Genomic DNA, 12,656 nt, shown 5'->3' with positions numbered 1-12,656 from the left:
GCAACCCTGAACTCGAACTCGCGGGCGAATTCCTTGCCTCCACAGACCAGAGTATTTTTCTCACAGGCAAGGCCGGTACCGGAAAAACAACTTTTCTGAAAAACCTGAGAAAAAAAAGCCCGAAACGCATGGTTGTCACAGCCCCGACCGGTGTGGCCGCCATCAACGCCGGCGGTGTGACCCTCCACTCCTTCTTTCAGTTGCCATTCGGCCCCTTTGTTCCCGGAAGTGAAGCTTTCTCCCAGTCCAGTCGCCGCCGGTTCAGAAAGGAAAAAGTCAATATCATAAAAAGCCTTGATCTGCTGGTCATCGACGAGATCAGTATGGTGCGTTCAGATATGCTGGACGGGGTGGACAGCGTTCTGCGCAGATACAGACGCTCCAACCTGCCCTTTGGCGGAGTACAGCTGCTCATGATCGGCGATCTCCATCAACTGGCCCCCGTGGTCCGGGAAAATGAGTGGAGACTGCTTTCACCCCATTACGAATCCCCCTATTTTTTCAGCAGTAACAGCCTGAAGCAGACGGAATTTCACACCATAGAACTCCAGCATATCTATCGCCAGTCGGACAAAAAATTCATTGACCTCCTCAACAGGGTCCGTGACAACAACCTGGACGAAAGCAGTCTGCAGGAATTAAACAGGAGATACCAGCCTGACATTTCATCGGCGGAAAAAGAAGGCTACATCACCCTCTGTACCCATAACCGTAACGCGGATGACATTAACAGGGAAAGGCTCAATTCCCTCAGCTCCCCGGCCCGCAGATTCGAGGCGGAAATAGTCGGTGATTTCCCTGAACATACCTACCCGACATCCGCCCTGCTCGAACTGAAGGAGGGGGCCCAGGTCATGTTTGTCCGCAATGACAGCTCTCCTGAAAAACTCTATTTCAACGGCAAAATCGGTAAAATCCTCCACATCCGCGGTAAAGAGATCCTGGTCAAATGTCCAGGGGATACCGACCCCATCACCGTGGCACCTGAAACATGGGAAAACATCGAATATAAACTCGATGAAGAAAGCGGGGAAATAAAGGAAAACAGAATCGGCGAATTTGAGCAGTATCCCCTGAAACTGGCATGGGCCATAACCATTCACAAAAGCCAGGGACTCACTTTTAATCACGCCATTATTGATGCCCAGGCCGCCTTTGCCCACGGCCAGGTTTATGTTGCCCTCAGCCGTTGCAGAACCCTGGAAGGGTTGGTTCTCAGCTCGCCCCTCTCAAGATCCACGATCAAAAGCGACCCGACTATTGCCGGGTTTACCCGACAAAGCCGGGAAAACGGCCCGGACCGAGAACTCCTTGAACGTGCCGCAATCCGTTACCAACAACGGCTTCTGTTGGAATGCTTTGACTTCGGCAAACTGCGCTATCTCCTGGGGCGATTCACAGGCCTTGTTAAGGGCAACGAAAGCATTATTCATCTGGTCGGGGTCACGGACATGGAAAAATTGCGACAGAACTGTTTTACAGAAATCTGTACTGTGGGGGAAAATTTCCGCCGCCAGCTGCAGGGACTGTTCCGGGAAGACATCCTGCCGACAGATGACCAGGCCATTCTTGAGCGAACAGGCAAGGCTTCGGATTATTTCGGAGAAAAACTGCAATCACTTCTCCTTGCACCGATTGACAGTCTTTCCATCGACACAGACAACAGGGAACTGGGCAAGCGACTCAGGAAAGCTCATAAGCAGCTCCGGGAGGAAGGCCATATAAAAATAGCCGCGATCACTGTCTGCGGCAATGCTTTTTCACCGGCGGCATACCTCCGGGCCCTGTCTGAAGCGGAACTCGACTTCCATGGGAAAAAGGAGAAAAACAAGGCCCCGGTCTACACCGAAGAAGACATTACTCATCCGGAACTTTTCCAGACCATCCGCCAGTGGCGGATGGACAGGGCGAAAAAAGATAATATTGCCCCCTTTCAGATCCTTCACCAGAAGACTCTGGTACAGATCATCATGCACCTTCCTCAAACCAGGAAAGCCCTGCTCCGGATCAGGGGTATCGGCAAGGTACTGGCGGAACGGTACGGCGAAGAAATCCTCACAATGGTGAGCGACTATTGTAAAAAACACAATATTGAATCACCCACTCTTCCGGAATCGGGTGGGCCTGGAAATTCCGACGAAACCAAAAAAAAGAAAGGCAAACCCGTTAAAAAAACCACCATCGACCTTACTCTTGAACTGTTCAAAAAAAATTTAACGATCCAGGAAATAGCAAAAGAGCGAGAACTTGTCCCCACCACCATCCAGCGACACCTGGCAAAATGCGTCGAGTTGGGAAAAATCGATATAGAACAACTGATGCCCCCTGAAAAAATTCAAATAATCACCGACGCCATGAAAAAAACCGAAAGTTCTCTTTTGAGTGAAGTCAAAGAGGCCCTTGGTGAAGAATACTCCTATGAAGAAATCAGATACGTTCAAGCCCACCTGCAGAAAACCTGAATCCGTGAACATTCGATGGCAGATGATTATTGCCAATATCCCTGATTATAATTTTTCTTCTAAATAACAAAAGTTATCTTGATTACCCATGAAATTCAGGCAAATTGTGGATTGGGCCTGTTTTATCAGGCTAGCCTACGGTCAAAAATCACTGGAAATCTCAATTGATAAGAAATTCAGATGAAAAAATGTCAGTCCAGATCATTTTATAATCAGTCTAATGTGATTTTTGAAATACGCCTGATAAAACAGGCCCAATCCCCAGACTCACAAATAACAGGCTGAGTTTCATACGTAATCAGCTACAAAATAATCATCGGTCTGCAGACAGACCTCTTTAACTCTCTTCCTGAACCACTGATGCATTTTGTCATTATCACGCCTGTGATGCCAGACCTGAATGAAAGGAAAACTTTTTTCCGGTACCGGTAATTCAATGCGTCTGACATCAACAAGCCTGCTCATCAGTTTTGCACCCATTTCCGGCATAATAATGATCAGATTGCTCTTCTCAACCAGGAGGGGCGCAACCAGGAAATATGGCTCCTTGACTGTTATAACATTGCCTGTCTTACCTATCCCGAGCAGTTTATACAATTCGTCTTTATCTGAACTCTCGGAGGATGCGCTGATATACACATGCGGCCACCGTACCAGATCACTTTTGGCAGGGTGTTCCGAGGTAATCGGATGGCCGGACCGAACAACGCCAACGTACCGATCATGAAAAAGTATCTCATGGCTGTAATTTTTAAATGGTTTATACCCTCCAAAAGCGATATCCAGCAGACCCAGATGCAGATCATGTTCCAGATGATTCGTAATTGGCCCGCATTCAAGGGAACAGTCAGGCGCCTCTTCAAGCATCTTGGCCGCCAGGCTGGGCAAAATAATTCCTGAACCATAATCACTTGCCGCAACGCGAAAAGTGATTTTTTCCGTTGACGGATCAAAATTCTCCTCATCCACCAGGCTTTTAATCTGGAGCAGAATATCGTTCAGGGGGACTTTAAGTTCTTCTGCCTTTACAGTCGGCACCATCCCGTTACGAACTTTTATCAAAAGAGGATCATTAAAAAATACTCTCAATCGACCGAGGGCGTGACTCACCGCGGACTGGCTTAAAAACAATTTTGAAGCAGCCCTGCTGACACTTTCTTCCTCGAGCAGAACATGGAGTGTTTTCAAGAGATTCAGATCGAGCTGTCGAATATCCATTTTTCCTCATTACACTTTGAAGAATGCATTGTGAGCCGGAAATACAGATGACAGAAAATCACTTTCCAGCCATGGATGCAACGATAGAACACAAGCTACCGGCAAATGCTTCACAGTATAATTACATCCAGCCCAACCAATCCTTCAGTTCCTTTTCAACTGCAATATCCGTTCTGTAACAGCAGGACAAGCACGACAAACCGGGGAATACGACATCAAGCCTCATTTAAACTGTCATACGGGACAAAAGATCAGCGCGGTACAGGAGAAACCTTCTTCAAAGTCTCCATATAAGCGGCACTCATCTGTTCAGCCCGCAAAACATATTCGTCCCTGTCTCGAGAAATATCATTAGTAATAAGCCTCTTATATTCATCGGGAATTTTTCCAGTGTCTATGGAAGACAACATCTTCAATGCACTCTCCCTGGTATATCGCCCTGGTAATTTTTCCATAAAAACACGAGCGGCAGAAGGGTGCGAAACAAAATCCTCAGAGCCGGCAAGAATCACACCATTGAGAAAATGTACCTCTCTTGCCGTGTCGACAGGATTATTGGTCACTATCATTACCACTTCATCATGATGATCAAACTCGGTTTCCATTATAATATGCAAATTCGAACGTACAGCAAATAATGTACCTGTATAATTATGATTCTGCTCACTCCTCAAGCTTGTTACAGTAAGACCAATAAATGGAGCCCGGAGATTTTTAATATGACACAGGGCTATATGCACTCTGGGAATATTACTGATAGAATAATTGTACATCACGTATAATCCCTGAATTTTATAAAACAATCTTTCAAGCAGCGTGGTTCCAAATCGTGCAAAAGCATTGAGCTGCAGACTCCCAATCAGTTGATCCTTTACTCGCTTTTTATAAAGCTCTCTGTATTTACCGGGGAGGCCATTTCTTCGGGCCAGAAGATCAGCAAATGCTTCAAAGTCAAGATAAAAGTCAGCTTTTTCAATCCGCAATGCTCTGGCCACTAAATCCAGTTTGCCTTTACTTGGACGATTTTTTCCTGATTTCCATGCCTCCAGGGTCACCGAAGTCAAACTTTTTCCAAATGTTTTTTTGACCGTTGCAATAAGGACATCAGGAGAAACAACCATTAGAGCAAAACGGATTTTACTCTCAAAATTTTCAATATCCCCCACACCTCGATTGGCCATCATCAACCCTCCATTCATTTTCCACATGAAAAGGGTGCTGAAAAGCTCTTATTACCTACAAAACTCACCCCCATCATTCCTGTTATCCCTGCGACAACCGATGAGTACCGCATAACGGAACGCAAGTCAAAATCTTTCAAAATTTATTATTTCTTTATTATATATATTCATCTTTTTTTTAACACATTTTACGGGACAAATAAAAAATATTTAAATACTTGTTTTATCGTTGTTTTTATTGACAACAGAATGCATTTCAATTAATTATTTGCGACATCATCAAAACTGATACTTTATTTGAGGGAATAAATATATCATGAAAACCATAATTGAACCCTTTCGCATCAAAACCACTGAACCCATCAGAATCATCCCGAAAAGTGAAAGAAAAACGGCACTGACCGCAGCAAAGAACAATGTCTTTCTGCTTGATGCCGAAGACTGCTGCATTGACCTGCTCACCGACAGCGGCACAGGAGCCATGTCCACCGCCCAGTGGGCAGCAATGATGCTGGGTGATGAAAGCTATGCCGGCTCAAAATCCTGGAAAAAATTTGAACAGACTGTTCAGGCAATCACCGGCATTACTCATGTGCTCCCCACCCACCAGGGACGGGCCGCCGAATCCATTCTCGCAACAGCCCTGATCAAACAAGGCGATATCATTCCCAATAACAGCCACTTTGACACCACCAGGGCAAATATCGAATTTACCGGAGGCACTGCACTCAATCTACTCTGCAAAGAAGGGTATCAGACAGAAAAGGAAGCCCCTTTCAAAGGCAATATGGATATTGAAAAGCTGCGGAAATTTCTTAAAGAAACAGACCGCGGCAAAATTCCCTTCGGCATGATAACAGTTACCAATAATACCGGCGGAGGCCAGCCGGTTTCCATGGACAATATCCGCCGGGTCAAAGAGGTTCTAAAAACATACGACATTCCACTGGTTATTGACTGCTGCCGTTTTGCTGAAAACGCCTTTTTTATCCGCCAGAGGGAACCCGGTTATGAAAACAAATCCCTTCTGGAGATTGCCCGGGAAATGTTCAGTTATGCTGACGCTGCCACCATGAGCTGCAAAAAGGACGGCCTTGCCAATATCGGCGGATTCCTTATCTGCAATGATGACAACTGGGCGATACAGTTCAAAAATCTTCTGATCATGCGGGAGGGATTTCCCACCTATGGCGGCCTTGCCGGTCGCGATATGGAAGCTATTGCCGTTGGACTGATGGAGGCACTTGATCTTGATTACCAGGTCTACAGGAATGCCACCATGGACTATCTGAGCAGCCGCCTTCTCAAGCTGGGCATTCCCATCGTTCGTCCCGCCGGTGGACACGCTGTTTTTATTGACGCAGCAAAATTCATGCCCCATATCCCTCCCCTGCAATACCCGGGAATAGGTGTGGTCAATGCTCTTTACCTCGAAGGCGGCATCCGTTCAGTGGAACTGGGAAGCGTTATGTTCGGCGCATTTGATGAATCAGGCCGGGAGCAGCCCTCTCCCCTGGAACTTGTCCGCCTGGCCTTCCCGCGCAGGGTCTACACCCAGAGCCATGTGGATTATCTCATTGAGGTTATTGAAACGGTATGGAAGAAAAAAGAGGCAATCCCAGGATACAGAATCAGCTTCCAGCAGAAATATTTACGACATTTTACCTGCCATTTTAAGGAGATAGCATGACTGTTGCGAACCATATAAAAGAAGCCCTGGCAGGATCATCACTGATAAGAGAAATGTTTGAAAAGGGAGCGGAGCTGAAAAAAATTCACGGTCCCGAAAATGTTTTTGACCTCAGTCTCGGCAACCCCAACCTGGACCCTCCCCCCGAATTTCTTAAGGCCCTTATCACCGCCGCCAGCTCAACGGAACCTGGAATTCACGGATATATGCCCAATACCGGATACGCTTCCACCCGCAGGGCCGTAGCCGGCTTCGTTGCAGAGCAGCAGGAAATAAACGATCTGCCGCCAGGCAATATCATCATGACCTGCGGCGCAGCAGGAGCCTTGAACGTCACCTTCAAGACCCTGCTCAACCCCGGAGATGAGGTGATTGTCCCCTCCCCATATTTTGTTGAATACGGTTTTTATGCGGCCAACAGCAGCGGACATCTTGTCACCGTTAAAACCAATTCGGATTTTACCCTGAATTTTGCGGCAATTGAGGAAGCTATAGGAGAAAAAACAAAAATAGTTCTCATCAACTCCCCCAATAATCCCACAGGCCAGATCTACTCGGAAGAAAGTCTTGATGCACTGGGAAAACTGCTCAGGGAAAAGAGCCGGGAAGTGGGCCACACTATCTATCTTGTATCAGATGAACCATACCGGAGAATTGTTTATGACAACGTGAAGATACCCTCCATTTTTTCGAGTTACGAAGAATCCATCGTCATAACATCATTTTCCAAGGATCTTTCCATCCCCGGTGAAAGAATCGGCTACATTGCGGTCAGCCCGAAGCTGTCGGAACACCGGGAAGTGTTGATCGGCATGGCCCTGACCAACAGGACCCTGGGTTTTGTCAATGCTCCGGCTCTGATGCAGCGAGCTCTGCCCGCTGCCATTCATGCCAGGGTAAACATCGAGGAGTACGCCCGAAAACGAAAACTTCTCTGTGAAGGCCTGGCAGCAGCCGGATATGAGTTTATCACCCCGCCCGGTGCCTTTTATCTCTTTCCCAAATGTCCTGGCGGTGATGACATGCTCTTTGTCAAAGCCCTGCAGGAAGAAAATATTATAGTCGTACCCGGCAGAGCATTTGACAGCCCCGGTTTTTTCCGGATCGCCTTCTGCGTGGATGATACGACAATTACCGGCTCACTGCCGGGATTCAAAAAAGTGTTGGAACGATTTAAATCATAAGTGCAGGGGTATCTAGAAAAATTAATAATTTTGTTCGAGGTCAAGGAGCAGGGAAATCTAAAAACTTACATATTATCAGATGTCAGGATTTTTTCATTTTCCCAAGCCGCAGAGATCGAACGAGAAAACAGCTTTCAGACTACCCTTAAAAAAAAGGAATTGAGAGTAAAACCATGAAGAAATTATTGACAGGAAACGAGGCTGTAGCTCTGGGAGCCTACGAAAGTGATGTACGCGTGGCCAGCGCCTATCCCGGCACACCCTCCACCGAGATCCTGCAGAACCTGGCAAAATACGAAGGCGTCTATTCAGAATGGGCCCCCAATGAAAAGGTGGCAATGGAAGTGGCTATCGGCGCATCAATGGCAGGAGTACGGGTTCTCACCACCATGAAGCATGTGGGCCTGAACGTGGCGGCAGACCCGCTGATGACCCTTGCCTATACCGGGATCAAGGGCGGATTTGTACTGGCCTGTGCCGACGATCCCGGCATGCACAGCTCCCAGAATGAGCAGGATAACAGGTTCTACGCGAAATTCGCAAAAATCCCAATGTTTGAGCCCAGCGACAGCCAGGAAGCACGGGAAATGATCAAAAAAGCCTTTGAGCTCTCCGAAACTTTCGATACTCCGGCAATGATAAGGCTGACCACGCGGATCTCTCACTCTAAAGGCGTGGTAGGCCCTCCCGATCCGTCCCGGAGAAATTCCTCAACACCAGAAGGATTTGAGAGGGATCTGAAAAAATTTGTCATGCTGCCCGGCCATGCCAAACTTCGCCAGCCACTGGTTCTTGACCGGGTGGAAAAACTGCAGACAGTTTCCGAAACAACAAGCCTCAACCGCATCGAATACAATGACCGAAAAATCGGTATTATCACTTCCGGTATTTCCTATCAGTATGTGAAAGAAACCATGCCGACCGCCTCAATTTTAAAACTCGGCATGACCTTTCCCCTGCCTGTGGATAAAATCAGATCCTTCGCAGATGAAGTTTCCCGTCTTTTTGTGGTGGAAGAGCTGGAGCCCTACCTGGAAGAGCAGATCCGCGTGCTTGGCCTGGATGTGAAGGGAAAGGAATTTTTTCCCGCCACCGACGAGCTTTCAGCGGACAGGGTCGCAAAAGGATTTGCCAGGGCCGGGGTTCTTGAAACAGCAGTTCCGCCGGTTACACCACCGCCTCCAGAGGCAGACATGCCGAGGCCGCCGCTCATGTGTGCCGGATGCAGCCACAGGGGAGTATTCTACGCCATCAAAAAATTAAAAGGTATTGTTCACGGGGATATCGGTTGCTACACCCTGGGAGTTCTGCCGCCTCTTATGGCTATTGAAACCTGCATCTGCATGGGCGCTTCCATCAGCATGGCCCACGGAACGGCAAAGGCCATGGAGAAAAACATCAAACAGGATAAACGTCCCGTCTTTGCCGTTATCGGGGATTCCACTTTTTTTCATACAGGCATCAACAGTCTGACCAATGTGGTATACAATAACAGTAACGTCAAGGTGATCATCCTGGACAACAGGATAACGGCGATGACCGGCGCCCAGCAGAACCCGGGAACCGGCATGACCCTGCAGGAAGAGCAGACCACCGCCATTGATATGGAAAAACTTGTTTCGGCTCTCGGGGTAAAACGGGTCAGGGTGATCGACCCCTATAATCTTGAGGAAACCCTGGAGGCCATGAAGGAAGAGGCGTCATTCAGCGGACCATCTGTACTGATAACTAAAAGACCCTGTGTCCAGATCCTGCGCGAAGCCCCGGAAAAAATCTATAGAGTGAACGGAAACAACTGCATCGGTTGCGGAATGTGCCAGAAACTCGGCTGTCCTGCCATCTCCCTGGGTGATGAAATCACAGGCGGCGGGAAAAAAGGAAAAACGGCTCTGAAACGATCCGTCATTGACCCCACCCTATGCACCGGCTGCTCCCTCTGTGAACAGGTCTGCAAACCGGGGGCGATAGTCACAGCAGGCTGAGTTTTGTACGTAATCAAAATAACATAAGAGAACCCGAAACAATGAATAATACCACGGCACAGATAAAAAACATCCTCATCGTCGGTTGCGGCGGCCAGGGAGTCATCCTGGCCAGTGAAATTCTCTCCCATGTGGCAGTCGGCTGCGGCCTTGATGCCAAAAAAAGTGAAATCCATGGTATGTCCCAACGTGGTGGAGTGGTCACCAGCCATGTCCGATACGGCAGAAAAATAGCTTCCCCCACCATTATGGAAGGCAGCGCCGATATCCTGCTCTCTTTTGAACTTGCGGAAACCCTGAGATGGATTTCCTATCTCAAACCGGCGGGAAAGGTGGTTTCCAGCAGACAGCAGATCATACCTCCCATTGTTTCCACCGGTCTTGCCGCCTATCCTGAGAATATTGAACAAACTCTTGAGGAAAGAACAGATAAACCTGTTATCACCGATGCCCTGTCAAAAGCCATGGAACTCGGCAACCCGAAACTGGTCAACACCCTGCTGCTGGGAATAGTCTCAAATTACCTTGAGCTTCCAGTCGAACAATGGAAAACGGTAATTGAAAACAGTGTGCCACCCAGATTCAAGGAATTGAACCTGACAGCCTTTGATACGGGACGAAGCCTGTAATAACTATCGAGAGAACAAAATGGGAAATCAAAAACAGACGGTTCAACTCGGCAGGAAAAAGACTGAAGCCATAGACCGGATTCTTTCCTCTGCCCATACCGGTGGAAGAGACATGCTGTACGAGCATGAGGTCTATGAAATTCTGAAAATTACAGGAGCAAATATACCGGTCTACCGACTGATCAGAAATGAAAATGAAATCACCCCGGAATTGCTCTCCTGTTATTCTTCCGACCGCATTGTCTTAAAAGGAGCAGCCGGCAATATAGCGCATAAACAGAAAGCGGGAGCGGTAAAGATTGTCCACAAGGATCTCGATTTTCTAAAATATAATTTCACCCGGATGAAAACCGGACTTGAAAGCGGGAACCACAGGCTGGAAGGTATCCTGCTGGTGGAGTATATCGATTACTCCAAAGAGCTGGGTAACGAGATCATGCTCAGCTTCCGGGAAAGTGAAGCCTTCGGTCCTGTTTTATCCTTCACCAAGGGGGGCAGTGACGCGGAACATTTCGCCAGAAATTTTTCTTCTCCCAACCTGGTGCTTGCTCCCATTGACCGCCAGTGGTCTGAGGCTCTCTTCACCTCTTCCCGAATCCACGAAAAATATATTGAAGAGGGAAAAGATGATTATGTGGCAAAAATCATCTCCGCCGGACTCGGTTTCAGCCGGCTTGCCACCTCATTTTCCAATTTCTTCCACGGTTCCAGTAAATTTGTGCTCAAGGAGTTTGAAGTCAACCCTTTTGTTTTCGATCCGTTCGGCAAATTCATTGCCCTTGACGGCTACGCCACCTTTGCACCCAGAAAACCGGAATGCCGCATGCGCACTCAATCAAAATCGTCGGCGACCCTCAAACCCTTTTTTCATCCCGACACCATTGCCATTGCCGGAGTGAGCAGCACCAATAAAAACAGCCCCGGGAATATCATCGCTTCCAATCTTTTAAAATCAGGAAGAAAGAAGGTTTTCTGCATCAACCCCAAAGGTGGAGAATTATCTGTCGACGGCATGCCGACCACCATGTATCAATCCGCTTCGGAAATCAAAGCCGATATAGATCTGGCCGTAATAGCGGTCCCCGCCGCCCATACCCTTACGGTTCTGAAAGATCTCGCCGAAAAAAACCTCAAGGCCGCCATCCTGATACCCGGTGGATTCAGCGAAACCGGGCAGAATCTCGACCTGGAAGACCGGCTCCTCACCCTGGCAGGAGAAAAAAATATCCGTCTCATGGGGCCCAACTGTCTTGGAATAATCTATAACGGCAATGGAGACAGACCGGATATCAATACCTTTTTTATTCCGGAGAACAAATTCAGTGAAAATACGGGCACCAACAGGAGCGTGGCCGTGTTGAGCCAGAGCGGCGCCCTGGGCCTGACGGAAATCCATAACCTGCGCCATGCCATTTCTCCCAGGGTTATTGTCAGTTACGGCAACCAGCTTGATGTGGACCCGTCCGATCTCATTGACTATCTTGGTCTTGATCCTAATGTGGATGTTATCGGCTGTTATATTGAAGGATTCAAACCGGGCGCAGGTGCCCGCTTTTTCAGGAGCGGCTGTAAATGCCCTAAACCGGTCATCGTCTATAAGGCGGGGAGAACACAGGCCGGCCGGATGGCCACCGAATCCCATACGGCATCCATTGCCGGAGAATACGTGGTGGCCAAGGCGGCCATGAAACAGGCGGGCCTGGTGGTTGCAGACACCATGATTGACCATACCGAATTCATCAAAACATTTGCCCTGCTGAACGGTTTTGAAGTACGGGGGAATCGGGTGGCCATCATAGCCAACGCCGGTTATGAAAAAACCTATGGAGCCGATAACCTGAGAAGCCTGGAAGTTGCAGAGTTCAGCCGCAAAACCGAAGAAAAACTCAAAGAAATCCTGCCACCCTTCGTGACGGTGGAACCACTGCTCGACCTGACCCCCATGGCGGATGATGCCATGTATGAAAAGTGTATGGACACCATCCTGGCCGATAAAAACGTGGATGCATTGATGGTTTCAATCGTCCCTCACTCCGCCGTAATCCATACAACCGACAGCGAAATTACCGCAAACGCTAAAAATGTGGCGGCGCGTATTGTCGAGCTGGTTCATAAACATAAAAAACCGGTGGCAGTATCCGTCTGTGTTTCTCCCGGAGCCGATGCCGTATATAACAAACTTGGCCAGGTCCTGGACCAGGGCGGGGTTCCAACCTTTCTGACTGCAAACCGGGCCATGCTCTGCCTCAATGAATTTATCCGTTACCATATGATCCGACAGAACGGTGAACTCAGGGAATGGCTGAAAGA

General features: G+C 48.2%; 8 protein-coding genes. 6 read left to right on the top strand and 2 right to left on the bottom strand.

Going from position 1 to position 12,656, the window contains the following annotated elements; translation table 11 throughout:
- Window positions 1-2,462 (top strand): helix-turn-helix domain-containing protein (locus ACXLDX_RS10775; protein WP_457577189.1); only part of this gene is annotated, 2,462 nt, incomplete at its 5' end.
- A 288-nt stretch (window positions 2,463-2,750) separates the two neighbouring features.
- On the opposite strand, the gene ACXLDX_RS10770 is transcribed toward ACXLDX_RS10775, so the two are convergent.
- Together ACXLDX_RS10770 and ACXLDX_RS10765 are read right to left on the bottom strand one after the other, a co-directional pair.
- Window positions 2,751-3,680, bottom strand: coding sequence for a LysR family transcriptional regulator (locus ACXLDX_RS10770; protein WP_457577188.1), 930 nt, complete (start codon window positions 3,678-3,680; stop codon window positions 2,751-2,753).
- A 251-nt stretch (window positions 3,681-3,931) separates the two neighbouring features.
- Window positions 3,932-4,888: a hypothetical protein gene (locus ACXLDX_RS10765; RefSeq protein WP_457577187.1), complete on the bottom strand. Its 957-nt coding sequence runs from the start codon at window positions 4,886-4,888 to the stop codon at window positions 3,932-3,934.
- Window positions 4,889-5,177: 289 nt separating this feature from the next.
- On the opposite strand from ACXLDX_RS10765, the gene ACXLDX_RS10760 reads away from it, so the two are divergent.
- The 5 genes from ACXLDX_RS10760 to ACXLDX_RS10740 form a co-directional block, all read left to right on the top strand.
- A complete protein-coding gene (locus tag ACXLDX_RS10760; protein ID WP_457577186.1) occupies window positions 5,178-6,551 on the top strand; it encodes a tryptophanase in 1,374 nt (457 codons plus the stop codon).
- Window positions 6,548-7,735 (top strand): pyridoxal phosphate-dependent aminotransferase, encoded by a 1,188-nt coding sequence (locus tag ACXLDX_RS10755; protein ID WP_457577185.1) that lies wholly within the window; start codon window positions 6,548-6,550, stop codon window positions 7,733-7,735. The genes ACXLDX_RS10760 and ACXLDX_RS10755 overlap by 4 nt, the downstream gene beginning before the upstream one ends.
- 173 nt (window positions 7,736-7,908) lie before the next feature.
- Entirely contained in the window at window positions 7,909-9,717 is a 1,809-nt protein-coding gene (iorA, locus tag ACXLDX_RS10750; RefSeq protein WP_457577184.1) for an indolepyruvate ferredoxin oxidoreductase subunit alpha, read from the top strand.
- Window positions 9,718-9,758: 41 nt separating this feature from the next.
- Complete coding sequence (locus ACXLDX_RS10745) at window positions 9,759-10,346, top strand: indolepyruvate oxidoreductase subunit beta (RefSeq protein ID WP_457577183.1); 588 nt, start codon at window positions 9,759-9,761, stop codon at window positions 10,344-10,346.
- Window positions 10,347-10,365: 19 nt separating this feature from the next.
- Window positions 10,366-12,656 (top strand): CoA-binding protein (locus tag ACXLDX_RS10740; protein ID WP_457577182.1); only part of this gene is annotated, 2,291 nt, incomplete at its 3' end.

Source organism: Desulfomarina sp., assembly GCF_054039375.1.
Note: the sequence above shows the minus strand (reverse complement) of the source record. Positions and strands in the feature narration are given on the sequence as shown.